Genomic DNA, 24,382 nt, shown 5'->3' with positions numbered 1-24,382 from the left:
GCCCCCTCTTTCATCCGATCGTTCACGTCCGTCACAACTTACCCGGACACACGCAGTGCGGATCAGCGGCTATCCGGATCAGGACAAGGACGCTCGGACGCCTCGACCACCGGGAGCATTCGACGCCGGAGAGCTCAGACCGATGAAGCTGGATGACCGTCCCATCCGAAAGCACCGGCAAACGCCCAAGATCTCATCCAGCATGGTTTCGTTTCGGTCCCATTCAGATCGCAGGTGTGCCGATCTCCACCACACGCGCCCATTCCGGCGGCCTGTCCGGAACGAAGTCGGGGTTCGATTCGCTGCGGGTCGCAATGCGGGGGAACAGACCGACGATCGTCCGGCACCCCGGACGGCTGCTGGGCCAGGGGGTTTCCCCGTCGGTGAGCACCACCATTACATCCGGCCGGGGCCGAAGACGCAGCATCCGGGCGAATCCGGCGCGCAGATCCGTGCCACCGCCTCCGACCAGCGGAATGTCCTCGGCCTGACACAGCGGGTGCACGATCCGCGCGGCCGCGTCACAGGACAGCACCGTGACCAGGTCACGACGCCCTCCCACGGCCCGCGCGATAGCGGCGACCTCGAGCAGAGCACTGCCCAGATCCGCGTCGCTCACCGAGCCGGAGGTGTCGACGATGACACCGACCCGCGGCGGGGTTCGCCGCAGGCTCGGCAGCACCGCTCCGGGCACGGCAGCAGAGCGCCGTGCCGGCCGGCGGTAGGTGTAGTCGTCACCGGCGCCGGACGCGGAGGTGGTCGAGCGGATCGCCGCCCCCAACAGAGTTCGCCACGGCTGCGGCGGGTGCAGAGCCTCCTCCGCCCACCGCTGCCACCCGCGGGGTGCACTGCCCGGCTGCCCGATGATGCTGTGCGCCACCCGGAAGCGCACAGCGTCCCGTTGCTCGTCGCTGAGCGCGTTCGCCCCTTCCGGTCCCCACTCCCACTCACGGCTCAAGCCGTCGGCACCGCTGCCGCAGTCGAGCCAGGCCAGCCTGTCGGTGCACGGACCGAGGCCGAACTGCTGCAGATAGTCCTCCATGAGCTGACCGGCGGGCAACTGCAGGGTCGACGGCAGAACGGCGTCGTCGGGTAGGGGCAATCCGTCACCGAGCGCATCGTCGTTGATCTCCGCGTCGGCGGCGATGTTCATGCGTAGTCGATCGGCGCGACCACCCAGGTCGTGCGCGCGGGCGTAGCGGTCGCTGCGGCCGTGGTGGTCGCGCAGCACGTGCGAGACCAGGTGAACAAGGACTGACGCCAGTTCCTCGACCGGCCGCTGAGCGACGAAGACGGGTGAGATGTAGCAGCGCCAGTGCCGGTCCACACCGATCGTCGGTACGCGAGGCGATGCGACGATGTGCAGCGCGTGCAAGGCGGTCGCGAGATACGGCCGGGCGCGCACGGCATACAACCGTGCGGCGTAGATCCTGTTCGCGTCGAATGCCGGTGACGTCGTCATCGGCCGACCTGCGCGGCAGCGTCGTCCGCTGATCGCGCAACCGAGACGACACCGGCAAGCTCGTCGATCGATGCCGGCACCTCCCAGCCGTCGCGGCGCAACGTGGCCAGTGTGGTCGCCGGCACAACAACGAGATCGGGCGGCCCGGATTCCACCGCAGTGGCCAGCAGTGCCCACGCCGCGTCCCAGCGGGATTTGTCCGGCCGTCGGCGGACCGCGGCAACCACCGCGTCGAGCACGGCCTGGCGCAGATCGCCGCGCTCGGGAAGATCGGCAGCCGCCGGATCGGCGAGCAGCGCCTCCGGATCCGGAAGGTCCATACGCTCGATGGCGGCCAGCAGCTCGAAACCGGGTCCGTCACCGACACTCCCCCGAACCAGGAGGGACAGCACATCCTTCGACGACGAGGTGGCGGTGGCGAACGCGATCAGCCGCACGGTCATGTCCCAGCTCCGCGGCGACGGCCAGGCACTGCCACGACGGGTCTGACTGCTGGGGAGTTGATGTACGAGGGCGGGCCGGGCGGCGAGGAGTTCACAGACCGCGCGGCGGGCGAACGTCACGGCGTCGGAGAACTTTTCCGGATCGAGGCGCGGCAGCGTCGCGCGTGGCCAGGTTCCGCCGAGACCTCGGACGACCACGTCGTGGTCGTAGGTCCAGTTCAGATGCACGAATCGGTTCGCCAACGGTGGACTCAGCTCCCAGCCGTCCGCTGCCGAGGACGGTGGGTTGGCGGCGGCGACGATGCGGATACCGGGCGGGAGTTGCAGTGCCCCGATTCGTCTTTCGAGGACGAGGCGGAGCAGGGCCGCCTGCACGGCGGGTGGTGCCGACGACAATTCGTCCAGGAACAACAGTCCCCGCCCGGCCTGCACGAGCCGGACCGCCCAGTCCGGGGGTGCCATGGGGACTCCGTGAGTTGCGGGATCGTCGCCGAGAACGGGCAGACCCGAGAAATCCGACGGCTCGTGCACACTCGCGATGACAGTGGTCAGCGGCAGGTCGACGGTCTCGGCGAGCTGGGTCAGGGCGGCGGTCTTGCCGATTCCCGGTTCACCCCACAGCAGTACCGGTAGATCCGCGGCGACCGCCACGGCGAGGGCTTCGAGTTGGTCGTTGGGGCGAGGCTCGGTGGTGACCGCGTCGAGCATCGCCGACAACGCTGCAGCACTGTCGAGTTCGTTGTTCGGGGACCGGGCAGGAAGGAGTGTGGAAGACATGTGCATCACCTGTGATGTCGGAAGGGACAGCAGGACACGACCCGTAGGACGCCCTGCGGAACAGTGCGCTTCGAGAAGGAAGGAGATTCAGTGTGATCGGGTGCGACGCGACCGTCCGAGTCTGCGGGGTCGCGATGCGGGCGGTGGTTCCACCGGCTCGGAGACGTACCGGTCGTAGATGTTGCGGCGGTCCGCGGAGGTCCGGAGTTCGTCCAGCAGAGGTCCGTCACGGAGGACCGCGTCGGGACCGAGCAGCCCTTCGACGATTGCCAGCGCCCCGGCGGCATCTCCGTGATCCAGGCGTTCACGAACGCCCGGCAGGCAGTCGGGACGGCGATGCGCCTGGTCGATGGCGTGAAGACACGGCAATGGAGTGCCGCCCAGTCGGGCGAGCAGTTCTTCGCGCCGGATCTCGGCGGGATCATGGTCGAGCGCGGTCAGGACGCCGTCGACCAGCCCGAGCCGGTGCCGTTCACCACGGCAATCGATCAGGTGAGTTCGATTCCCCCGCTTCGGTATCCGGGGTGCTTGCGGCGGTGGCCGACCCGGATCCAGCGCTGCGGCGACCAGCGGGTGCAGACCGTCGGCGGTGATTGCTCCCGACCGGAGCAACGTCAGGTCGGGCGGCACCCAGATCGCGGCCTCGGGCAGCACCGGCAGCGCAGCGAGCCGGCCGCGCGGGTAGTCGCCCACAACACGCAATGCCACGGGATCCGTACCGCCGACCGGTTCCACCACTACGTCGAGTCGACCCCCGCATCGCACCCGCACGGGACCGTCACGGTGCCCGTCCGTGCGGAGCAGGATGCCGGATTCTGCAGCCCAGCGGTCGACGGCGCAGTTCTCCGGGATCATCGCGGCCAGACTGGGGGCGAACGCGGTGGTGGCCGGCACCTGCCCTGTGCCACCGCGTAGTCGCAGTTCAGCGGACCTGCGGACATCCCACAGGTGCCGGTGGAGGTCGAGGCGGAACCGTCTGTTGGGGCGTGGATGGGGATGGTTCGTCAAATCCGAGCCGTCCCACAACGTCAGCGCGATCCGCTGCCCCGCATCCGCCCAGGCCGGAGCGGTCCGAACGATCAGATGCATGGAACTGTTCGCACCGCAGCGTTTTCTGTGCTCATGCGGCCCGTACCGGGCCAGCGAGATGGTCAGCCCCGGGCGTAGTAGTCCGTCGGGAGCTACGCGCGGTAGGTGCCAGCGCAGCAGGTCGGGGGCCAGGTGTCGTAGATCGTCGAGGACCTGCGACGCAACCTCGACGCCGTGCCTGTTGCGCAGTACGCGTAGGTCGAGGTCGGGGTCGAATCCCGCTGCGGCACAAGCGCCACGCCAGTCACCTGCACGGCGTCGGTCGGTCGCGTCCTCGATCATGGACGGCGGCACGGCGAACTCGCGCACGCGCAGCCAGAAGGACAGTCGGGGATCGGTCCCGTTCGCAGTCGGAGGGTGCATCAGCACTCACCGTGTGCGAACTGGGCCCCCAATCTTTGATCAGAGAAGGTTGTCATCGGCGCAATCGTAGCGTGTCGTGGCACGTGCGGCCAGTACGCGCGGCCGGTTGCCGCCTCGGGCGTGCTTCCGGTTGCGCTGGGGGTCGCATTCGCGCACGAGGTGCTGGACATAGACTGCTCACCCATGTCCGGGAATCCCGCCTTCGACCACCTCATCCGGTCCTTGATCGCCGCGGTCGGCGGGCCCACATTCGACCGCGGCAGCCGTTACGCCGAGCGGGGCGCGGTCGTCGATTGCGGATTCGACGAGGACGATCTCGTCGGTTTCGGAAGAATCGCCGGCACACGGATGTATCAGGCCGTCGTTCAACTGCACCCCGGGCCACGGGGACTCGAGTACGAGCACGGCGAATGCTCGTGCCCGGTCGGCTACGACTGCAAGCACACCGTGGCGCTTCTTCTCACATTGCTTGCCCCGCAGGAGGATACGACCCCGAAGACGCCCTCGTGGGAGGCACCGTTCGAAGCGATGTTCGAGGACCACGAGACCGGTAACGGCGTGCCCCTTGCCCTGCAACTGGCGTTGACACAACGAGCACACGCTCCGGCGCCGATGCTCACCGCGCGGGTGCTGCGGCCCGGCCGCACGGGATGGGTGTCCGGCAACATCTCGTGGCAGAACCTGGCCTACACCTACGACGTGAACAAGCAGCATCAGCAGTTGCTGCTCGAATTCGCAGCGCTGGTACAGGCATCGACACGCAGTTACTACAGTTCCGCCTCGAGCACCGTCGACCTGTCCGCAGTGTCGCCGCGACTGTGGTCGCTGCTCGACGATGCCCACCGTCTCGGGATCGAGCTGCGCTACGCGAAGAAGAAGCACGGTGCGGTGCCGCCGCCCGGCACCGCAGATGTGCATGTCGACGTCGCCGATTCGGGTGACGGCCTGACCGTCACCCCAGCCCTGCACATCGGCGACGATTCGACCGGGACCGCCGTCGCGTTCATCGGCACCCCCGCCCACGGCGTCATCTACCTCCCTTCAGGGGATCACGACGGCGGCGCGCCGGCAGATCTACCGTTCCGCCTCGCGCAGCTCCGCAACCCCGTTGCCGCCGGCATGCAACAACTACTGCAGAGCAGCGGTGCGCTCACCGTGCCAGCAGATCAGGTGCCGCGGTTCGCGACCACCTACTACCCGCGCCTGCACCGAGCAGCGACCGTCACCTCCACCGACGGCTCGTTCACAGCACCGACCGTCAGCGGGCCGACGCTGCTCCTACACGTCGCCTTCCGTCCCGAACATCGCGCCGATCTGCACTGGCAGTTCGGCTACACCGTCGGCGACGGCGAGTACACGGTCGAGTTGTACGAACGTCTCGGCGACACCGTCCGCGACCGCGACGCCGAAGACGCGCTGCTCACCGAGATCCGGCCGGTGGTCGCCCCGTTCGGCCTGGACAACTCCGTCGACCGGCGGCTGTTCCCCCGCGTCGCCATCACCGACCTCGACACCGCACGACTGGTATCCGAACTGCTGCCCCTGCTGACCGGCCGTGACGATGTGCAGGTGCGCGTCGACGGCACCCCTGCCGATTACCGCGACGTCGGCGACAGCCTGCGCATCGGACTGTCCACCGAGGCCACCGCCGACTCCGACTGGTTCGACCTGAACATCACCATCGAACTCGACGGGGCCACCCTCCCTTTCCGGGAGGTGTTCACCGCACTCAGCGAGGGCGCGGCAACTCTGATGCTGCCCGACGGGGCCTACCTGCCCCTGGACAAACCCGAACTGCAACAACTGCGCCGACTCGTCGACGAAGCCCGCGCACTGCACGAAAACAACGATCCGGATCGATTGCAGCTGAGCCGATTCCAAGCCGGGATCTGGGAGGAACTGGCGGCGCTCGGTGTCGTCGACAAGCAGGCCGCAGCCTGGAAGAAACAGGTACAAGGCCTTCTCGACATGAAGGCGACAGCGAAGACCCGGGTGCCGAAGGCGGTACAGGCGACGCTGCGGCCGTACCAGCTCGACGGATTCCGGTGGTTGACGTTCCTGTGGACGCACGGACTCGGCGGAATCCTCGCCGACGACATGGGCCTCGGCAAGACCCTGCAGTCGCTTGCACTGATCTGCCACGCTCGCGCGAAGCGACCCGCGGATGCTCCGGTACTCATCGTGGCGCCGACATCGGTGGTTCCGAACTGGGCCACCGAAGCCCGGCGATTCGCACCGGACCTGAACGTCGTGGCGATCACCGAGACATCCGCCAAACGCGGTGTGTCGCTGGGTGATCTGCTCGACGGGATCGACGTCGTCGTCACGTCGTACACGCTGCTGCGCCTGGATATCGACGAGTATCTCGAACGGGCTTGGTCGATGCTGCTGCTCGACGAGGCACAGTTCGTCAAGAACCACCGGGCGAAGGCATATCAGTGCGTGCGGCAGATCGAGGCACCGCTGAAGGTCGCGATCACCGGAACTCCGATGGAAAACAACCTGATGGAGTTGTGGTCGCTGCTATCGATCACCGCACCCGGCCTGTTCCCCCATCCGACGAAGTTCCAGGACTACTACCGCAAACCCATCGAAAGCGGCAGCCACCCCGAACTGCTGGTGCAGCTGCGGCAGCGCATCAAACCGCTGATGTTGCGTCGCACCAAGGAACAGGTCGCCACCGACCTGCCGGAGAAACAGGAGCAGGTACTCGAGGTGGAACTCACACCGAAACACCGTGCCGTCTACGACCGGCAGTTGCAGCGCGAGAGGCAGAAAATTCTCGGGCTCGTCGACGACCTCGACAACAACCGCTTCACGATCCTGCGGTCGCTGACCCTGCTGCGGCAGATGAGCCTCGATCCGGCCCTCGTCGACGACGCGCATAACAAGGTCGGCTCCGCAAAGATCGATGCGCTGCTCGAACAGCTCGACGACGTGATCGTCGGCGGGCACCGAGCATTGGTGTTCAGCCAGTTCACCGGGTTCCTCGACCGCGTCCGGGCACGGCTCGACGCCGCCGGAATCGACTACCTGTATCTGGACGGCAAGACCCGCAAACGCGGAAAAGTACTCGAGGAATTCAAGTCCGGAGCGGCACCGGTGTTTCTCATCAGCCTCAAGGCCGGCGGATTCGGCCTGAATCTGGTGGAAGCGGACTACTGTTTCCTGCTCGACCCATGGTGGAATCCCGCGACGGAGGCGCAGGCCGTCGACCGTACCCACCGCATCGGGCAGACCCGCAACGTCATGGTGTACCGGCTGATCGCCCGCGACACCATCGAAGCGAAGGTGCGGGCGCTGCAATTACGCAAGGCGGAGCTGTTCTCGTCGGTCGTCGACGACGGAGAGATGTTCTCGTCGGCATTGACCGCCGACGACATCCGCGCCCTGCTGGCGTAGCTACGGTGCGTGGTCCTGGTGATGCCTGCTACCACACCACGCACCGACGCCTCAGCGCAGGTTCACACCAAGCAGCGCGTCGACCGCGTCGGCGAACAGACCCGGCGCCGATGCGTCGTCTCCCCCGCGCTCGACGGCGAAGGTCGCCCACCCGTCGAGGGCATCGAGGGCCTTCGGGGTGTCGAGGTCGTCGGCGAGGTGCTGGCGCAGGCGCGCGACCGTGTCCTCGGCGGAGGCGGCCGACGGCAGCGCCGCCGCCTGCTTCCACAACGCCAGTCGCGCCGCGGCGGCGGCGAGGACCTCGGCCGTCCACGGCCGGTCGACGCGGTAGTGGCCCGACAGCAGGCCGAGGCGGATCGCGGCCGGGTCGACACCTTCCCCGCGCAGCTTGGAGACGAACACCAGATTGCCGCGCGACTTCGACATCTTCTCGCCGTCGAGGCCGATCATGCCGGTGTGCACGTAGTGCCGAGCGAAACGCCGGTCGCCGGTGACGGCTTCGGCGTGCGCGGCGGAATACTCGTGGTGCGGGAAGATCAGGTCGCTGCCGCCGCCCTGCACGTCGAAGCCGGAGCCGATGCGGTTGAGGGCGATGGCCGCGCACTCGATATGCCAGCCGGGGCGTCCGGCACCGAAGGGCGACGGCCAGGCCGGTTCGCCGGGACGCTCCGCGCGCCACAGCAGGGCGTCGAGCGGGTCGCGCTTGCCGGGGCGCTCCGGGTCGCCGCCGCGCTCGGCGAAGAACCGCATCATCGTGTCGTGGTCGTAGCCGGACTCGTAACCGAACTGCTCGGTGGCGTCGGTCCGGAAGTAGACATCCGGGTACTCGGCGTCGTCGACGATGTAGGCGGCACCGGAGGCGACGAGCTTCTCGACGAGTTCGACGACCTCGTTCACCGATTCGACGGCACCGATGTAGTCGCGCGGCGGCAGCACGCGCAGCGCCTCCATGTCCTCGCGGAACAGGGCCGTCTCGCGCATACCGAGGACGACCCAGTCCTCACCGTCGCGCTCGGCGCGTTCGAACAGCGGGTCGTCGACGTCGGTGACGTTCTGCACGTAGTGGACGTCGTGGCCGGCGTCGCGCCAGATGCGGTTGACCAGATCGAAGGTCAGGTAGGTGGCGGCGTGGCCGAGGTGCGTGGCGTCGTAGGGGGTGATGCCGCACACGTACATCGTCGCGGTGTCGCCCGAGGTGACCGGACGCACCGCTCGGTCCGCGGTGTCGAACAACCGCAACGGAGGCCCCTGACCGGGGACGGACGGGATCGCGACGTCGGACCAAGATTGCATGACTACGAGCCTAATGGAGTCGCGGGAGTGCTCCGCGCGGGCACCCGGGCGTGCGGTAGGCGAACGGCTGGGACGTCAGAAGGCGGGCCAGGGAATGCGCCGGTCGCCGCGCGGATGCGGCATCACGGGGTGTTCGAGCAAGCGGGTGATCCTGCGCTGCAGGGCACGCACCTCGATGGCGGTGATGTGCTCGCACAGTTCCTCGGCGAAGCCGCCGTCGAACCGGCGCAGCAGCTTGTCGAGGTCGGCGAGGAGGACCGGGTCGACCGGGTCGCCGCTCCACCCCCACAGCACGGTGCGCAGCTTGTCGTCCTGGTGCAGGCAGATGCCGTGATCGACGCCGTAGACGTGTCCGTCGAGACCTTCGAGGACGTGGCCGCCCTTGCGGTCGGCGTTGTTGAGGACGACGTCGAGCACCGCCATGCGTTGCAGGCGCGGATCGTCGGCGTGGACGAGCACCACCTCGGCGCCGTCCAGATCGCGGGCACGCAGGATCGGCAGCCACCCCTGCGCGACCGCACCGGCCGGGCACAGGTCCACCAGATCCAGGCGTTCCGTTCCGCCCTGCGCGGAGTCGACCGTGTCGATCCAGCGCTGCACCATGCCGGGACCGTACGGGCCGTCGCGCAGCACGGTGAGCGGGATGACGTCCCAGCCGAGCGCCTCGGAGATCAGGTACGAGGCGACCTCGCGTCCGGCGAGGGTGCCGTCGGGGAAGTCCCACAACGGCCGCTCCCCGCGGACGGGTTTGTAGACGCACCGCACCTCGGTGTCGCCGAGCTGCGCGTCGCACACGAGGGTCGCGTTGCTTGCGTGTGCGATCTGCCCGACGACGTCGAGGTCGCCGTCGGTCAGCACACTCCGCACGTCCGGCGCCGTCACGCGGTCAGCTTTCTTCCTCGCCGAACCACGCGGCCGGATCGAATCCGGGGGTACGCAGGTAACCGTTGGTGCGGACGCAGATGTGTCCGTCGGCGCCGATCGGTTCGCCGCACAGCGGGCAGGGCGCGCGCCCGGCCGAGACGACGAGTTCGGAGCGGGCCGCGAATTCGCGGGCCTGCACCGGGGTGAGGAATACCCGCACCGCGTCGGGACCTTCCTCGGTGTCGTCGAGCACCACGGACTCGTCGAGTTCGGTGTCGGTGACCGCGAGCAACTCCACCACCACCGATCCGGCGTCGGCGTCCCAGCCCAGACCCATGGTGCCGACCCGGAACTCGGCCTCGATCGGTGTCACCAACGGGCTGACGTCGACCTCGGGGTCGTCGGGGATCACGGTGCCGAAGCGGCGCTGTACCTCTTCGAGCAACAGCCCCATCCGGTCGGCCAGGATCTGCACCTGCTGCTTCTCCAGAAGCACGCTCACTACACGGGACTCGTGCACGGCCTGCAGGTAGAACACCCGGTCGCCCGGTTCACCGACAGTGCCGGCGATGAACCGATCAGGTGTTCGAAACACGTGTATCGCGCGGGCCATCACACCTCCTCGAGTCCCCACACTCTGCCATGACGGACACTGCCATTATCCGCGTGCCGTCTCCTGTCGGTGCCCCTGCGGTGGGTCGCCGGGTTCCTCGACCGCGCCGGGCACTTCGCCGCCGGGCACGGACTTGGGTTCGGACGGCCCGGCAAGCCCGGACAGGTCCGAACCGGTGTCGTTCACGCGCAGCACGAACGGCCGGGTGTCGGTGTAGCGGACGACGCTGAGCGACGCCGGCTCGGCGACGATCCGCTGGAAGCTGTCGAGATGCGTCGCGAGCGCGTCGGCGAGGATCGACTTGATGACGTCGCCGTGGCTGCACGCGATCCACACGACGTCCTTGCCGTGCGCCTCGCGCAGACGCCGGTCGTGTTCGCGGATCGCAGCGACCGCGCGGGACTGCACCTGCGCGAGCCCTTCACCGTCCGGGAAGACCGCTGCGGAGGCGTGCTGCTGCACGACCGCCCACTGCGGTTCCTTGACCAGTTCCTTCAGTTCGCGTCCGGTCCACTGCCCGTAGTCGACCTCAGCGAGTCGCTCATCGACGACCGGTTCGAGTCCACGATCGGTCGCCAACGGCTGCACTGTCTGCCGGCACCGCAGCAGCGGCGACCGCACGATCTCGGTGATCTCGAGCCCGGCCAACCGGGTGACGAGATTCTTCGCCTGGACGTGGCCGACCTCGTCGAGTTCGACACCGAGGGAACGACCGGCCAACACGTGCGAGGTGTTCGCCGTCGACCGTCCGTGCCGCAGCAGGATGACCGTCATGCGCCCAGCCTAGAGGTACCGCCTGTCGGCAGCCTCTCAGGTGGCGGAGACCACGCCGGTGGCGAGCAGTCCGAGCACGATCACGCCGAGGATCACGCGGTAGCCGACGAACCAGTACATCGAGTGGTTGACGACGAAGCGCAGCAACCAGGCGATCGCAGCGTAGCCGACCGCGAAGGCGATCACCGTCGCGACGAGCAACTGCGCCCCCGAGGCATTGAGCCCCTCCCCGGCCGGTTCGAAGGCGTCCGGCAGGCTGAACAGACCGGAGGCGACGACGGCGGGGATGGCGAGCAGGAACGAGTATCGGGCGGCAGCCTCGCGGGTGAGCCCGAGGAACAGACCGGCGGAGATGGTGCCGCCGGAGCGGGACACGCCGGGGATCAGGGCCAGCGCCTGCGCCGAACCCATGATCAGCCCGTCCTTGAGGGTGAGCTGACTCACGTCGCGCCGCTGTTTGCCGAAGTACTCGGCAGCTGCGATGACGATCGAAAACACGATGAGCATGGTGGCGACGAGCCACAGATTGCGGGCGACGGTGCGGATGTCGTCCTTGAACAGCACGCCGAGGATGCCGATCGGGATGGTGCCGAGGATGACGTACCAGCCCATCTTGTAATCGTGGTCGGAGCGGTGCTCCTTGTGGAACAGGCCGCGGAACCAGGCCCGCAGGATCCGCCAGATGTCCCCGGCGAAGAACACCAGAACGGCGGCCTCGGTGCCCAACTGGGTGACTGCCGTGAAGGACGCGCCGGCGTCCTCTCCGAAGAAGATCTCCGAGACGATCCGCAGGTGGCCGGACGAGGAGATCGGCAGGAACTCCGTGAGGCCCTGCACGATGCCGAGGACGATCGTCTGCAGCCAGGTCATCGATTCGCCGATCATGCGGCGACCCCCGGCACGAAGGCTGCGGTGGGGACGGATCGGTGGTCGCGGATGCAGGGAGCAGTTCTCACTCGGCGAAGGGTACGTGGAACCCGACCGGTCGGCGCGCCGGACGCTGCCGCGCGCCTGTTGCGCATTAGGGTGCAGTACCAGGGTCGTGGCCGAGCGCGGCGACGTCCCGTCGTGTCGGGAGGAAACGCGGACGGTTATGGAATACAGGACAGTCGGTGCGAGCGGCCTGCGGGTTTCACGGCTCGGCCTGGGCACCTTGACGTGGGGTCGTGGAACGGACGGCGACGAGGCCGCAGCCCAGTTGTCGGCCTTCGTCGATGTGGGCGGCACGCTCGTCGACACCTCCCCCGCCTACGGGGACGGGGTCGCGCAACGGATCCTCGCCGAACTGCTCGACGACGTGGTGCCCCGCGACCAGCTGGTGCTGTCGGGCAGCTCCGGCATCGACACCACCACACTCGGTTCCGGCCGCGTGGACTGCTCCCGCTCGGGCCTGCTCAACCAGCTCGACGCGACCCTGCGTGAACTCGGCACCGACCACCTCGACGTGTGGCAGGTTGCGACGTGGGATCCGCACACCCCCGTCGACGAGGTGATGGACGCCCTCGAATTCGCCGTCACCAGCGGGCGCGTGCGATACGTCGGGGTGCGCGGCTATCTCGGCTGGCAGCTCGCGACCGCCGCGGCCGCGGCCCGGCGTCCGGCTCCGCTGATCAGCACGCAGGTCGAGTACTCCCTGCTCGCCCGCGGCGTCGAGGACGAGTTGATCCCCGCCGCGGCCCACCACGGCGTGGGTGTGTTCGCGGCCGTGCCGCTCGCCGGCGGTGTGCTCACCGGTAAGTACCGGTCGGGGGTGCCGGCGGATTCGCGCGGCGCCGACGACGTGCACACCGAGGAAGTGCGCCGTTATCTCACCGAATCCGCGGTACGCGTGGTCGACGCGGTCGCCACGGCCGCCGACGGGCTGGGCACCTCCCCGCTGGCCGTCGCGCTGGCGTGGGTGCGCGACCGGCCGCACGTGGCCTCGACGCTCGTGGGTGCCCGGGATCTCGCGCAACTGACCGGAGTGCTGGTCGCGGAGGAGTTGGCGTTGCCGCCGGCGATCGCCGCGGCGCTCGACGACGTGAGCGCGTGATCTCCGCGACACCGCCCGCACCCTGCCCTTATCCGGAAGGTTAGGCTAGCCTGCCGAGTACATTCGGTACAGGCAATGTGAGGGGAGGTCGGTCGATGGCCACGACCGAAGTCGTCGGATTCGCCGAACGGATCCGGCTCGAGACCCAGCAGGCGCACAGTGACACCGAGAACTCGGTGTTCGTCTCGGAACTGCTCGGCGGCAAGCTGTCGACCGAGGCCCACGCCGCGCTCATCGCGCAGACCTGGTTCGTCTACGACAGCCTCGAGCGGATCGGCCGCAGCTACGCCGACGACCCGATCGCCGGTCCCTTCCTCAGCGACGAACTGCTCCGCACCGCCGCGCTCGAAGCCGACCTCGACTTCCTCGTCGGCTCCGACTGGCGCGACCGCATCACGCCGCTGCCCGCAACGGTCGCCTACGTCGACCGGCTCGTGCAGGTCGCGGCGGTGTCCCCGGAAGCCTTCCTCGCGCATCACTATCTGCGCTATCTCGGCGACCTGTCCGGCGGCCAGATCATCCGCCGCATGCTCGAACGCGCCTACGGCTACGAGCGCGACGGGTTGCGCTTCTACATCTTCGACGGGATCCCGAAGACCAAGCCGTTCAAGGACGCCTACCGCGCGAAGCTCGACGCCGCACCGCTCGACGGCGACCAGCAACAGACCGTCATGGACGAGGCGAACCTCGTGTACGGGCACAACGGTGCCCTGTTCGCCGACCTCGCGCGCGATATCGACCGGTATCGGGTGCGTGCATGACCGATGTTCCGTTCCCTCCTCCGCCTCCCGGTCGCGCTGATCGCAGTGCTGGGTGTCCTCCTCGTCGCCGCATGCAGCGCCCCCACCACCGACGGCACGACCGTCACCGACGTCGCGACCGGTCCGCGCACCGCCGTGGTCGATGCCGAACCCGAGCCGATCACCTCCGACCCGGCACCCGCGCTGCCGGCCACGGTGCGCGGCGTGGACGGCGTCGAGACCACGATCACCGACATCTCCCGGATCGTGGTGGCCGACCGCTCCGGCACCCTGGCGCAGACCGTGTACGCCCTCGGACTCGGCGACAAGCTCGTCGGCCGCTCCACCGCGTCCTTCCCCGCGATCCAGGACGTCCCCAACGTCACCCCCGGCGGGCACGGTCTCAACGCCGAGGCGATCCTCGCGTTGAACCCGACCGTCGTGCTCACAGACACCTCCATCGGTCCGCTCGCGGTGCAGGAACAGATCCGCGCGACCGGCGTGCCGGTGGTGTTCGTCGACCCGGAACGCTCCCTCGACACCGTCGCCGACGACATCGACGCGGTCGCGGCCGCGCTCGGTGTGCCCGAGGCCGGCGCCGCGCTCGCGCAGCGGACGCTCGACGAGATCGCCGCGGCGAAAGACTCGATTCCCGCCGACCATCCCGAACCGACCGTCGCATTCCTCTATCTGCGCGGTTCGGCGATCAAGATGCTCGGCGGCCCCGGATCGGGGGCCGATGCGCTCGTCGCGGCCGCCGGTGGTCGCGACGCCGGCATCCTCGCCGGCCTGGACTCGCAGTTCGTGCCCATCACCAGTGAGGCGATGATCGCCTCGGCGCCCGACATCATCCTGGTGATGACGCACAGCCTCGACTCGGTGGGCGGGCCGGAGGGGCTCTCACAACTCCCGGGGGTCGCGCAGACCCCGGCCGGGAAGACGGGCACCATCGTGGACATGGACGATTCGACCCTCCTCAGCTTCGGTCCGCAGACCGGCAAGGTCCTGGCCGCTCTGGTGGAGGCGTTCTACCCGTCGGACCGGTCGTGATCACCGGATGTCCGTGAGCGGAGAAGTCACCGAGGCCACCGGCCTTCCCGAGCGGGCACTGCGGAAGGCCGGACGGGGACGCACCACCGTCGTCCTCGTCGGTCTCGTCGTTGCCCTGCTCGCCCTGGCCGTCGCGTCGGCGTGCCTCGGACAGGTGCCCACGAGCCCGGCCGAGGTGGTCGGCAGTCTGCTGCACCGCATCGGGTTGGACCTCGGCCCGGTGCCCGCGCATCCCGCCGGGGAAGTGACCTTGTGGGAGGTGCGCTTCCCGCGCGTGGTGCTCGCGATGCTCGTCGGTGCCGCCCTCGGTTGTTCCGGGGCGCTGTTGCAGGGCATCTTCGCCAATCCCCTCGCCGAACCCGGCGTGATCGGTGTGTCCTCCGGCGCCGCCGTCGGCGCGTCGGCGGTGATCGTGCTCGGCGGCGCATTCACCACCGGCTGGGCGCTGGCCGGCGCCGCACTCGTCTCCGGTCTGATCACCACCGTGCTGGTCTACGCGCTGTCCCGATCGAACGGACGCACGGAAGTCGTCACGGTGATCCTCACCGGCGTCGCCGTCAACGCCGTCGCCGGCGGGCTCATCGCGTTCTTCACCTTCGTCGCCAGTCCCGCCGCCCGCGACCAGATCGTGTTCTGGCAGCTCGGCAGTCTCGGCGGAGCCACCTGGGAGATCGTCGCGGTGGTCGCGCCGCTGACCCTGGCCGGTGTGCTCGTTGCGGTCCTGCTCGCCCCGAAACTCGACCTGCTGGCGCTCGGCGAGAGCGTCGCCCGGCATCTGGGTGTGGACGTCGAACGCGTGCGGCAATTGTCGATCCTGGCGGTCGCCGTGCTGGTCAGCGGCGCCACCGCCTTCACCGGCATCATCATGTTCGTCGGCCTGGTCGTGCCGCACCTGATGCGCCTGGCGCTCGGCCCCGCCCACCGGGTGCTTGTCGTGGCGAGTGTGCTCGCCGGCTCGGTCGTCCTGCTCGCCGCCGACCTGGGGGCGCGCACGCTGGTCGAGAACGCCGACCTGCCGCTCGGCATGATCACCGCCCTCATCGGTGGCCCGGTCTTCTTCCTGATGTTGCGCCGCACCCGCGCGAAGCAGGGTGGATGGGCATGAGACTGCTCCCCCGCTCCCTCGGATCCGTGGCGACCACCATCCCGGCCCGCTCGGCGCCCGGCACCGCGACGATGCGCGCGGCGGGTGTGCGGCTGCGGCGCGGAGAGCGGGAGATCCTGCACGGCGTCGACTTCGAGGTGCGCACCGGTGAGGTCGTCGCGCTCGTCGGCCCCAACGGCGCCGGCAAGTCCACTCTGCTCGCGGCGTTGTCCGGCGACCATCCGCTCAGCGGTGGCACCGTCGAGATCGAGGGCCGTCCCCTCGATCGGTGGTCGTCGATCGCGCTGGCGCGCCGCCGCGCCGTGCTTCCGCAGCAGCACACGGTCGGTTTCCCGTTCACCGCCCGGCAGGTCGTGCGGATGGGACGGGCCGCGTGGGCGCGCACCCCTAGACAGGACGACGACGACCGCATCGTCGCCGAGGCGTTCGGGACCTGCGACGTCGCCCATCTCGCCGACCGGCCGTTCCCCGCGCTGTCCGGCGGCGAACGGGCCCGGGTGGCGCTCGCGCGGGTGCTGGCCCAGGACACCGAGACACTGCTGCTCGACGAACCCACCGCGGCGCTGGACCTCGGCCACCAGGAGGCGGTCATGCAGGTCGTGCGGGCCCGCGCCGACGACGGGCACGCCGTGGTCGTCGTGCTGCACGATCTCGGGCTGGCCGCCGCCTACGCCGACCGCGTCTGCGTGCTCGAACAGGGCCGCATCGTCGCCGACGGCGCACCCGGCGACGTCCTCACCGAAGAGTTACTCGGCCGCGTCTACCAGTACCCGGTGGCGATCGGCCGCCACCCCGAGACCGGCACCCCGCTCGTGTTGCCGCGACGTCCGAACCGCGACAGGTCCGCCTCGGCGCAGACCTGAGCAGCAGGTCACATCCGACCCGGCGGACGACCCACTGATTTCTTTCCCGCGACCGGCATCAGGAACACTGAAGGTCGGCGCGCCGGGCGCCGGGACGCGTCCGGCAGGTGCGAATCGAATCCGAGGACGAGGAGCAACGATGGGCAGAGCGGGGATCCGAGCGGTCACGATGGTGGGCGCGATCGCGATGGTCGTGCTGGCCGGCTGCTCGTCGGAGAGCACCCCGGACGTGCTGCAGACCATCGAACCCGCCACTCCCGCGGCCGCCCCCGAGGTCGGCCCGTCCCCTGCCGGCGACGTCCGTCCGCTCGACCTGCAGGTCGATGCGCTGGTCGTCGAACCGTCCACGGGTACCTTCGCCGCGCTCGTCGACGACGGAGCACGGGTCGCGTTGTTCGACGACACGGCGTTCGACGGTCCCGGGACGGAACCGCGCCTGGTGGGCCTGCCGTCGTCCGCCGCCACCGTCGTGACCGGCCCCGAGGGCAGTGTGCTCGCGCCCGTGTCCGGGGCCGTGCTGCGCATCGACGTCGCCGACGGCACCATCACCGAGGTCCCGGTCGACGGCAATGCCACGTCGGCGGCCGTGCTGTCCGACGGCCGCTGGGCCGTGGGCACCGACAACGGCCGCGTGCTCGTCGTCGACCCCGAATCCGGCGAGGTGGCCACCACCGTCGGTGGCCTCGCCTCCGTCGACGCCCTCGCCGTCACCGGTGACGCCGTCGCGGCGCTCGACCGCCGGCAGACCTCCCTCACCGAACTCGACCTCGCCGACGCCCATCTCGGGCCCGCGCTGCGTGCCGGCGAAGGTGCGACGCAGCTGACCACCGACCCCTTCGGACGCGTCGTGATCACCGACACCACCGGCGACGAACTGCTCGTCTACACCCTCGACGCGATCGTCCTGCGGCAGCGTTATCCCGTCGGGCCCGCCCCGTACGCTGTGACCTACGACGAGACGCGGGACCTGATCTGGGTGACTCTGACCGGCAGCAACGAGGTCGTGGGCTACGATCTTTCGACCGGGATCCCGCGAGAACGCCACCGCTTCGCAACGGTGCGGCAACCGAATTCGATCGCCGTCGATCCGGCCGATGCGGCACTGGTGATCGCGTCGGCAACCGGTGACGGACTGCAACGGATCCCGATCGAAGGACAGTGATGGCGAACGAGCGACTCGGCCGGTTGACCCGGATGCCTGTCGGTTGGGACACCAGTAACGACGAATACGAATACGTGCCGCTCAAGCTGCCCCGGGACGTGTCCCGGGTGAGCGCGTCGATGCGTCTGGCGATCTCCGCCGAATTCCACGGCTGGGAACTCACCCGGGTGCGTCTGTATCCGGACGGGAGCCGGCGGGTGCTGCTGCGCCGCCGCAAGACCGCCCATCACGTCCCCGAACCCACCGTTGGTTGATAACAGATCCCGGACCGTCGTGGACCGGGCTTGCAGGGAGTAGTTCGTGTACCGCTATCTTCTTCGGCTCATGTTCCTGTTGCCGCCGGAACGAGCCCACCACCTCGCCTTCCTCGCGATGCGCTGGTCGACTCACTTCGGGCCGCTGCGCGCCCTGGTGGCGAAGGTGCTCGTCACCGACGACCCCATCCTCCGCAACACCGTCTTCGGCGTGCAGTTCCCCACGCCGGTGGGCCTGGCGGCCGGTTTCGACAAGGACGCGACCGGTGTCGACGTGTGGGGTCCGCTCGGATTCGGGTTCGCCGAGATCGGCACCGTCACCGCCCAGGCACAGCCGGGCAATCCGCAGCCGCGACTGTTCCGCCTCCCCGAGGACCGGGCGATCGTGAACCGGATGGGCTTCAACAACCACGGTGCCGGGGAGGCCGCCAATCGGCTCCGGCAACGCCGCCGCACCGTCCCCATCGGCGCGAACATCGGCAAGACGAAGGTCGTGCCGGCCGAGCAGGCCGCCGAGGACTACACCGAGAGCGCACGACTCCTCGGCCCACTCGCTGATTTCGTGGTCGTCAACGTCTCCTCCCCCAACACCCCCGGCCTGCGGGATCTGCAGGCCGTCGAGTCGCTGCGCCCGATCCTGGCCGCGGTGCTGGACACCGTGACGGTGCCGGTGCTCGTGAAGATCGCCCCCGACCTGTCCGACGAGGACGTCGACGCGGTGGCCGACCTGGCACTCGAACTCGGGCTCGCCGGCATCGTCGCCACCAACACCACCATCCGCCGCGACGGGTTGAACACCCCGCAGAGCCGCATCGAGGAGATCGGCGCGGGCGGCCTGTCGGGCGCCCCGGTCGCCGAGCGCTCCCTCGAGGTGCTGCGCCGACTGCGCGTGCGGGTCGGCGATCGACTCACCCTGATCTCGGTGGGCGGCATCGAAACCCCGGAGCAGGCGTTCGAGCGCATCCTCGCCGGCGCGTCGCTGGTCCAGGGCTACACCGGCTTCATCTACGGCGGTCCGTTCTGGGCGCGGCGCATCAACCGCGGCATCGCCCGCAAGCTGCGCGCGCACGGCTACCGCTCCATCGCCGACGCGGTGGGCGCCACCGCACGGGTCTGACCTGCAACGGACGGGGCCCGGGTCGCATTCGACCCGGGCCCCGTCCGTCACGACCTGTCAGCGCACCTCGTAGGTGCCGGTCAGCAGACCGCGGGCGATGGCGTGCCCGAAGACGTTGAAGCCGAGGAAGGCCGGGCTCGACTCGGGCGTGACACCCTCGAGCGCCTCGACGTCGAGTGCGTGCACCGCGACGATGTAGCGATGGTGGCCGTGGCCGGCCGGCGGAGCGGCACCGATGAACCCGTGGGCTCCGCCGTCGTGGCGCAGCGTGACGGCCTGCTCCGGAAGAGCATTCGAGTCGGCGCTACCCGCACCCGTCGGCAGTTCCGTGACCGAGGCCGGGATGTTCGCGACGGCCCAGTGCCAGAAACCCGACGCCGTGGGGGCGTCCGGATCGAACACCGTGACGACGAAGCTCTTCGTCTCGGCGGGGAAACCCGACCAGGACAGCTGCGGGGAGACGTCGCCGCCCCCGGGGATTCCGAACGCACCGCTGGCCTGCGGGAGTTTCCATTCCTCGCCCTCGGCGAAGTCCGCGCTGGTCACCTCGAGGATGGGCAGCTCGGGCAGGAACTTGTACGGGTCGTAATCGAAAGCCATTCCGGTCCTTTCGTGACGGTTTCATGTGTTCTAGGCGTGCATGAGGAAGTGTTCCATGACCCGGGTGCCGAAGCGCAGTGCCTCGACGGGGACACGCTCGTCGACACCGTGGAACAGCGCGGCGAAGTCCAGATCGGGCGGCAACTGCAGCGGCGCGAAACCGAAGCAGCGGATGCCGAGCTTGGCGAACGCCTTGGCGTCGGTGCCGGCCGAGAGCATGTACGGCACCGTCCGGCCGATCGGGTCGTGCGCGAGGATCGCGGCGTTCATCGCGTCGACGAGCTCGCCGTCGAAGGTGGTCTCGTACGGCTCGAGGCCGGTGATCCACTCTCTGGTGACGTTGGGCCCGATCAACTCGTCGACGGTGCGTTCGAATTCGGCGAGCCGGCCCGGCAGGATGCGGCAGTCGACGACGGCGTGCGCGGTGCGCGGGATGACATTGGCCTTGTATCCGGCGTCGAGCATCGTGGGGTTCGCGGTGTCGCGCAGGGTCGCGCCCACGATGCGGGCGATCGAACCGAGCTTGGCGAGTGCACCTTCGAGATCGGGCGAGGCCGGATCGAAGTCCAGGCCGGTCTCCTCGCTCACGACGGAGAGGAACTCGGCGACGGAATCGTTGACGACCAGCGGGAAGGTGTGGGAGCCGAGCCGCGCCACCGCGCGGGAGAGGACGGTGACGGCGTTGTCCTCGTGCAGAAACGAGCCGTGCCCGGCGACACCCGTGGCGGTCAGGCGCATCCAGCGCATGCCCTTCTCGGCCGTCTCGACCATGTACAGGCGACGTTCGGTGCCGTCGGGACGCGGCACGGTCAGGGAGAACCCGCCGACCTCCCCCACGGCCTCGGTCACGCCCTCGAACAGCTCGGGTCGGTGCTCGACCAGCCACTGCGAACCGAACTTGCCTCCGGCCTCCTCGTCGGCGACGAACGCGAACACCAGATCGCGCGGGGGCACGATGTTCTCGACCTTGAAGTAGCGGGCGACGGCGATCATCATGCCGACCATGTCCTTCATGTCGACCGCGCCGCGTCCCCACACGTAACCGTTCTCGACGGCCCCGGAGAACGGATGCACGCTCCAGTCCGCGGCCTCGGCCGGCACAACGTCGAGGTGGCCGTGGAGCATGAGGGCACCGCGGCTCGGGTCGGAGCCGGGCAGCCGCGCGAAGACGTTGCCGCGGCCCGGCGCTCCGGATTCGACGTAGGTCGTCTCGTAGCCGACCTCCTCGAGCACGGAGGCGACCCACTCGGCGCATTCGCGTTCGCCGCGGGTAGTGGTGGGTTCGCCGGTGTTCGAGGTGTCGAACCGGATGAGGCGGGAGACGAGGTCGACGACCTCCTCCTCCGCCCGGGACGGCTGGTGGGCGCTCGTGTCAATGGCCATGGCCGTATGTCTACCACCGCCCGTCCGCCATCTCGACAGTTCGGATCACCGCAGGTGGAGGTGGCGATTTGGGACCGTGGGCGTGGTGGGTTACTCTTTCACAGCGCCCACGACGAGTGGGCGCGAGCACCAGGTCCGAGTGGCGGAATGGCAGACGCGCTAGCTTGAGGTGCTAGTGTCCTATTAACGGACGTGGGGGTTCAAGTCCCCCCTCGGACACTCCGAAACCCGAAGGCCCCGAACCGATATCGGTTCGGGGCCTTCGGTCCGTCCGGGGTCCGCTCAGTCCCGGCGGCCCTTGCGGAAGTACCGGATCGGGCCGAAGAAGTTCACCGCGATGGTCAGCGCCCAGCGCAGCTTGCTGCCGTTGATCTTGTCGGCCGGTCGCCTCGCCAGATCGGCCCAGGCCGCGACGGCGAGCGACAACTGCACCACCGCGAGCAGGACCACCAGCACCTGCTGGGGGCGGCTCAGTTCGGCGAACTTCTTCTTGGACAAGGGGGAGCTCGGGCTCATCGTTCCTCCGGTACCTGCACGGGAATTCGGACACGATCATCCTGCCCGATACGATCGGGCGTACAGCAGCACACGGAAAAAGGCAGATGAACCCCCACAGCGACACCACCGCCGAACCCGCCACCGACGGCTTCACCCGCATCGACCCCGACGATCTGGCCACCTGTCTGCGGGTGCTCGACCAGGCAGCGGGTCTCGACGCCGAACATCCCGACGCGATCGCCGTGCAGCGGGCCGTGGGGCACATGTTCAAGAAGTTCAAGCGGCTGCGCCGCAACGAGGCCCGCAAGCAGCGCGTCGACGCCGACCGTCAGGTGCTGTCCGCGACCGCCACCGCCTCCCCCACCCGCATCGACGACGAGACCGCCGGACTCCCGCTGGCGTCGTCGACTCGCGGTGCAAGCGCGGGAACGCTGCTGCGTCCGCGGCACTGCTACATCTGCAAGGACAAGTACACCCGCGTCGACGCCTTCTATCACCAGTTGTGCCCGACGTGCGCCGAGGAGAACCACGCAAAACGCGACGCGCGCACCGATCTGCGGGGCCGTCGCGCCCTGCTCACCGGCGGTCGCGCCAAGATCGGCATGTACATCGCATTGCGGTTGCTGCGCGACGGCGCGCACACCACCGTCACCACGCGGTTCCCCAACGACGCGATCCGCCGCTTCACCGCGATGGAGGACAGCGGCGACTGGCTGCACCGGCTGCGCATCGTCGGCATCGACCTGCGTGATCCCGCCCAGGTGGTCGCCCTCGCCGACGATGTGGCCGCGCAGGGTCCGCTGGACATCCTCATCAACAACGCCGCGCAGACGGTGCGCCGCTCCCCCGGTGCCTACTCGGCGCTGGCCGAGGCGGAGGCCGATCCGCTGCCCGCCGGTCCGCGCCCCGAGGTCCTGACCTTCGGCAAGCCCTCGGACGCCCATCCGGCTGCTCTGGCCGGGTCGCTGCCGGCCGAGTTGTCGGCGCACTCGTTGACCTCGCTGGCACTGGTGGCCGGATCGGCGACACCCGAGCGGGTCGCGGCCGGCGTCGCCGTCGACGCCGGTGGCCTGCTGCCGGATCTCGTGCACACCAACAGCTGGGTCCAGACCGTCGGCGAGGTCGAGCCGCTGGAACTGCTCGAGGTGCAGCTGTGCAACTCGGTGGCGCCGTTCATCCTCGTCAACCGTCTGCGTCCGGCGCTCGCCGCGTCCCCGGCCCGCCGCAAGTACGTCGTGAACGTCTCCGCGATGGAAGGGCAGTTCGGGGGTCGCCGCTACAAGGGCGCCGGGCATCCGCACACCAACATGGCCAAGGCCGCGCTGAACATGCTCACCCGCACCAGCGCCGAGGAGATGCTCACCGACGGCATCCTCATGACCGCCGTCGACACCGGGTGGATCACCGACGAACGGCCGCACCACACCAAGATGCGGCTGGCCGAGGAGGGATTCCACGCCCCGCTCGATCTCGTCGACGGTGCCGCCCGTGTCTACGACCCGATCGTCCAGGGCGAGGCCGGCACGGACCTGTACGGATGCTTCCTCAAGGACTTCCGCCCGGCACCCTGGTGATCCGGACCCGGTGATTTGGGGAGACCGGTTCCACACCGTGGATCGTGGCCCACTCTCCGGGCCGCGGCGATAATGGATAACGTCCCCGCAGGCTCGCACGAGGAGAGTCATGACTGTCGCTGTCGTTCACGCCGATACCCCCGAAGGCCGGATCGCTCTGCAGGCCGCGGTGCGGGAGGCCGCCGACCGGCAGCAGTCGCTGGTGGTGCTCCACCCGCTCGACGAACCCGACGAGGTGGAAGGCGTGCGGGCACAGGTGAGCGAGGTGGCCGGTACCGACGGCTGGGAGTTGCTCGCGGCCGTCCACGACGGCGATCCGGTCGGCACGACCGTCGAACTGCTTGCGCGCAGCGGCGCCGAACGCGTGGTCATCGGCAGCCGCGGGCGCACCGCGACCGGCAAGTTCCTCGTCGAGCGGGCGGTGCAGCGGCTGATCACAGAGTCGTCGGTGCCGGTGCTCGTCATCAAGGCCGGCTGAGGCACCGCCCGCCCTCCGGCAACCGCGTTCGTTCCGAGGCCGTTCGTTCTACCCTGGGCACATGGCGTTCCGGGTGGTCGCCGACCTCACGGCCTTCGTGCATCTGCTCTTCGTGCTCTACGTCGCGTTCGGTGGTTTCCTCGCGTGGCGGTGGCCCCGCACGATCGTCGCGCACGTCGTCGCGGTGGTGTGGGGAGCGGCCTCGGTGGCCGTGGGGTTCGACTGCCCGCTGACCGCGGTGGAGAACTGGGCACGCCGCGAGGCCGGCCAGGAAGGTCTGCCGCCGAGCGGATTCATCGATCACTACCTCACCGGGGTGATCTACCCGGAGTCCGCGCTCGGCGCGGTCCGCGCCCTCGCCGCGCTCGCCGTGCTCATCTCGTGGGTGGTGCTGTGGCGCCGGATCCGTGTGACGAAGGTCGCCCCCGAGCCTTACTCCTGAGTAG

Annotated in this window: 23 protein-coding genes and 1 tRNA gene; 13 read left to right on the top strand and 11 right to left on the bottom strand. The window is 69.1% G+C overall.

Annotation, left to right across the window (positions count from 1 at the left end):
* Positions 1–223: 223 nt before the first annotated feature.
* From A5767_RS05800 to A5767_RS05790, 3 genes are all read right to left on the bottom strand, one after another.
* On the bottom strand, positions 224–1,462 hold the full coding sequence (locus A5767_RS05800; protein ID WP_064851882.1) for a vWA domain-containing protein: 1,239 nt from the start codon (positions 1,460–1,462) through the stop codon (positions 224–226).
* The gene (locus tag A5767_RS05795) at positions 1,459–2,688 is read right to left on the bottom strand and encodes an AAA family ATPase (RefSeq protein ID WP_064851881.1); all 1,230 of its coding nucleotides are present in this window, start codon (positions 2,686–2,688) and stop codon (positions 1,459–1,461) included. Before A5767_RS05795 ends, A5767_RS05800 begins: the two co-directional genes overlap by 4 nt.
* Before the next feature lie 81 nt (positions 2,689–2,769).
* Entirely contained in the window at positions 2,770–4,140 is a 1,371-nt protein-coding gene (locus tag A5767_RS05790; RefSeq protein WP_197483207.1) for a hypothetical protein, read from the bottom strand.
* 177 nt (positions 4,141–4,317) lie between these two features.
* Between A5767_RS05790 and A5767_RS05785 the strand changes: the two genes are divergently transcribed.
* The gene (locus tag A5767_RS05785) at positions 4,318–7,536 is read left to right on the top strand and encodes a DEAD/DEAH box helicase (RefSeq protein WP_064851879.1); all 3,219 of its coding nucleotides are present in this window, start codon (positions 4,318–4,320) and stop codon (positions 7,534–7,536) included.
* 51 nt (positions 7,537–7,587) lie between these two features.
* Here the strand turns inward: A5767_RS05785 and mshC are convergent, their stop codons facing one another.
* The 5 genes from mshC to A5767_RS05760 all read right to left on the bottom strand — a co-directional run bounded on the left by mshC (position 7,588) and on the right by A5767_RS05760 (position 11,962).
* Positions 7,588–8,829: a cysteine--1-D-myo-inosityl 2-amino-2-deoxy-alpha-D-glucopyranoside ligase gene (gene mshC / locus A5767_RS05780; RefSeq protein WP_064851878.1), complete on the bottom strand. Its 1,242-nt coding sequence runs from the start codon at positions 8,827–8,829 to the stop codon at positions 7,588–7,590.
* A 75-nt stretch (positions 8,830–8,904) separates the two neighbouring features.
* Entirely contained in the window at positions 8,905–9,711 is an 807-nt protein-coding gene (locus tag A5767_RS05775; RefSeq protein ID WP_060654473.1) for an SCO1664 family protein, read from the bottom strand.
* 4 nt (positions 9,712–9,715) lie between these two features.
* On the bottom strand, positions 9,716–10,306 hold the full coding sequence (locus A5767_RS05770) for a DUF3090 domain-containing protein (protein ID WP_006551966.1): 591 nt from the start codon (positions 10,304–10,306) through the stop codon (positions 9,716–9,718).
* 45 nt (positions 10,307–10,351) lie between these two features.
* Positions 10,352–11,080 carry a histidine phosphatase family protein gene (locus A5767_RS05765; protein ID WP_064851877.1) on the bottom strand — a complete coding sequence of 243 codons (729 nt, stop codon included), beginning with the start codon at positions 11,078–11,080 and terminating at the stop codon, positions 10,352–10,354.
* A gap of 36 nt (positions 11,081–11,116) precedes the next feature.
* Complete coding sequence (locus tag A5767_RS05760) at positions 11,117–11,962, bottom strand: undecaprenyl-diphosphate phosphatase (protein WP_174556291.1); 846 nt, start codon at positions 11,960–11,962, stop codon at positions 11,117–11,119.
* A 211-nt stretch (positions 11,963–12,173) separates the two neighbouring features.
* On the opposite strand from A5767_RS05760, the gene A5767_RS05755 reads away from it, so the two are divergent.
* The 8 genes from A5767_RS05755 (at position 12,174) to A5767_RS05720 (ending at position 19,403) form a co-directional block, all read left to right on the top strand.
* Positions 12,174–13,112 (top strand): aldo/keto reductase, encoded by a 939-nt coding sequence (locus tag A5767_RS05755; protein ID WP_006551962.1) that lies wholly within the window; start codon positions 12,174–12,176, stop codon positions 13,110–13,112.
* A 95-nt stretch (positions 13,113–13,207) separates the two neighbouring features.
* A complete protein-coding gene (locus A5767_RS05750; protein WP_064851876.1) occupies positions 13,208–13,873 on the top strand; it encodes a biliverdin-producing heme oxygenase in 666 nt (221 codons plus the stop codon).
* A 3-nt stretch (positions 13,874–13,876) separates the two neighbouring features.
* Entirely contained in the window at positions 13,877–14,902 is a 1,026-nt protein-coding gene (locus A5767_RS05745; protein ID WP_064851875.1) for a heme/hemin ABC transporter substrate-binding protein, read from the top strand.
* Positions 14,903–14,909: 7 nt separating this feature from the next.
* Entirely contained in the window at positions 14,910–16,007 is a 1,098-nt protein-coding gene (locus A5767_RS05740) for a FecCD family ABC transporter permease (RefSeq protein ID WP_019289327.1), read from the top strand.
* On the top strand, positions 15,998–16,870 hold the full coding sequence (locus A5767_RS05735; RefSeq protein WP_064851874.1) for a heme ABC transporter ATP-binding protein: 873 nt from the start codon (positions 15,998–16,000) through the stop codon (positions 16,868–16,870). The genes A5767_RS05740 and A5767_RS05735 overlap by 10 nt, the downstream gene beginning before the upstream one ends.
* Before the next feature lie 139 nt (positions 16,871–17,009).
* Entirely contained in the window at positions 17,010–18,032 is a 1,023-nt protein-coding gene (locus A5767_RS05730) for a hypothetical protein (protein ID WP_024100855.1), read from the top strand.
* Positions 18,032–18,286, top strand: a complete 255-nt coding sequence (locus A5767_RS05725; protein WP_006551956.1) for a DUF5703 family protein — start codon at positions 18,032–18,034, stop codon at positions 18,284–18,286. The genes A5767_RS05730 and A5767_RS05725 overlap by 1 nt, the downstream gene beginning before the upstream one ends.
* Before the next feature lie 46 nt (positions 18,287–18,332).
* Positions 18,333–19,403 (top strand): quinone-dependent dihydroorotate dehydrogenase, encoded by a 1,071-nt coding sequence (locus A5767_RS05720; protein WP_064851873.1) that lies wholly within the window; start codon positions 18,333–18,335, stop codon positions 19,401–19,403.
* 57 nt (positions 19,404–19,460) lie between these two features.
* Here A5767_RS05720 and A5767_RS05715 read toward each other — a convergent pair whose 3' ends face one another.
* Positions 19,461–20,003, bottom strand: coding sequence for a YbhB/YbcL family Raf kinase inhibitor-like protein (locus tag A5767_RS05715; RefSeq protein WP_064851872.1), 543 nt, complete (start codon positions 20,001–20,003; stop codon positions 19,461–19,463).
* 30 nt (positions 20,004–20,033) lie between these two features.
* The gene (locus A5767_RS05710) at positions 20,034–21,386 is read right to left on the bottom strand and encodes a M20/M25/M40 family metallo-hydrolase (RefSeq protein WP_019289324.1); all 1,353 of its coding nucleotides are present in this window, start codon (positions 21,384–21,386) and stop codon (positions 20,034–20,036) included.
* Between the two features lie 133 nt (positions 21,387–21,519).
* Here A5767_RS05710 and A5767_RS05705 point away from each other — a divergent pair.
* Positions 21,520–21,605, top strand: a tRNA-Leu gene (locus A5767_RS05705).
* Positions 21,606–21,668: 63 nt separating this feature from the next.
* Here the strand turns inward: A5767_RS05705 and A5767_RS05700 are convergent.
* Positions 21,669–21,902: a PLDc N-terminal domain-containing protein gene (locus tag A5767_RS05700; protein ID WP_033096644.1), complete on the bottom strand. Its 234-nt coding sequence runs from the start codon at positions 21,900–21,902 to the stop codon at positions 21,669–21,671.
* Positions 21,903–21,988: 86 nt separating this feature from the next.
* Between A5767_RS05700 and A5767_RS05695 the strand changes: the two genes are divergently transcribed.
* The 3 genes from A5767_RS05695 to A5767_RS05685 all read left to right on the top strand — a co-directional run bounded on the left by A5767_RS05695 (position 21,989) and on the right by A5767_RS05685 (position 24,378).
* Positions 21,989–23,458, top strand: coding sequence for an SDR family oxidoreductase (locus tag A5767_RS05695; protein WP_006551546.1), 1,470 nt, complete (start codon positions 21,989–21,991; stop codon positions 23,456–23,458).
* Between the two features lie 109 nt (positions 23,459–23,567).
* Positions 23,568–23,936: a universal stress protein gene (locus tag A5767_RS05690; protein ID WP_019289321.1), complete on the top strand. Its 369-nt coding sequence runs from the start codon at positions 23,568–23,570 to the stop codon at positions 23,934–23,936.
* A gap of 61 nt (positions 23,937–23,997) precedes the next feature.
* Entirely contained in the window at positions 23,998–24,378 is a 381-nt protein-coding gene (locus A5767_RS05685; protein WP_019289320.1) for a DUF2784 domain-containing protein, read from the top strand.
* The last annotated feature ends 4 nt before the right edge of the window (positions 24,379–24,382 follow it).

It is taken from the genome of Rhodococcus sp. 852002-51564_SCH6189132-a (genome assembly GCF_001665495.1).
In the GTDB taxonomy this organism is placed as follows: Bacteria; Actinomycetota; Actinomycetes; order Mycobacteriales; family Mycobacteriaceae; genus Rhodococcus; species Rhodococcus pyridinivorans.
The sequence above is the reverse complement of the archived record's forward strand: the minus strand, read 5'-3'. Positions and strand labels throughout refer to the sequence as shown.

Coding starts and splice junctions, on each gene's coding strand:
- A5767_RS05745 (WP_064851875.1), top strand. CDS start 13,877: ATGTTCCGTTCCCTCCTCCGCCTCCCGGTCGCGCTGATCGCAGTGCTG.
- A5767_RS05765 (WP_064851877.1), bottom strand. CDS start 11,080: ATGACGGTCATCCTGCTGCGGCACGGACGGTCGACGGCGAACACCTCG.
- A5767_RS05690 (WP_019289321.1), top strand. CDS start 23,568: ATGACTGTCGCTGTCGTTCACGCCGATACCCCCGAAGGCCGGATCGCT.
- A5767_RS05715 (WP_064851872.1), bottom strand. CDS start 20,003: ATGGCTTTCGATTACGACCCGTACAAGTTCCTGCCCGAGCTGCCCATC.
- A5767_RS05735 (WP_064851874.1), top strand. CDS start 15,998: ATGGGCATGAGACTGCTCCCCCGCTCCCTCGGATCCGTGGCGACCACC.
- A5767_RS05725 (WP_006551956.1), top strand. CDS start 18,032: ATGGCGAACGAGCGACTCGGCCGGTTGACCCGGATGCCTGTCGGTTGG.
- A5767_RS05710 (WP_019289324.1), bottom strand. CDS start 21,386: ATGGCCATTGACACGAGCGCCCACCAGCCGTCCCGGGCGGAGGAGGAG.
- A5767_RS05795 (WP_064851881.1), bottom strand. CDS start 2,688: ATGCACATGTCTTCCACACTCCTTCCTGCCCGGTCCCCGAACAACGAA.
- A5767_RS05750 (WP_064851876.1), top strand. CDS start 13,208: ATGGCCACGACCGAAGTCGTCGGATTCGCCGAACGGATCCGGCTCGAG.
- A5767_RS05700 (WP_033096644.1), bottom strand. CDS start 21,902: ATGAGCCCGAGCTCCCCCTTGTCCAAGAAGAAGTTCGCCGAACTGAGC.
- A5767_RS05755 (WP_006551962.1), top strand. CDS start 12,174: ATGGAATACAGGACAGTCGGTGCGAGCGGCCTGCGGGTTTCACGGCTC.
- A5767_RS05770 (WP_006551966.1), bottom strand. CDS start 10,306: ATGGCCCGCGCGATACACGTGTTTCGAACACCTGATCGGTTCATCGCC.
- mshC (WP_064851878.1), bottom strand. CDS start 8,829: ATGCAATCTTGGTCCGACGTCGCGATCCCGTCCGTCCCCGGTCAGGGG.
- A5767_RS05785 (WP_064851879.1), top strand. CDS start 4,318: ATGTCCGGGAATCCCGCCTTCGACCACCTCATCCGGTCCTTGATCGCC.
- A5767_RS05685 (WP_019289320.1), top strand. CDS start 23,998: ATGGCGTTCCGGGTGGTCGCCGACCTCACGGCCTTCGTGCATCTGCTC.
- A5767_RS05740 (WP_019289327.1), top strand. CDS start 14,910: ATGTCCGTGAGCGGAGAAGTCACCGAGGCCACCGGCCTTCCCGAGCGG.
- A5767_RS05800 (WP_064851882.1), bottom strand. CDS start 1,462: ATGACGACGTCACCGGCATTCGACGCGAACAGGATCTACGCCGCACGG.
- A5767_RS05730 (WP_024100855.1), top strand. CDS start 17,010: ATGGGCAGAGCGGGGATCCGAGCGGTCACGATGGTGGGCGCGATCGCG.
- A5767_RS05695 (WP_006551546.1), top strand. CDS start 21,989: ATGAACCCCCACAGCGACACCACCGCCGAACCCGCCACCGACGGCTTC.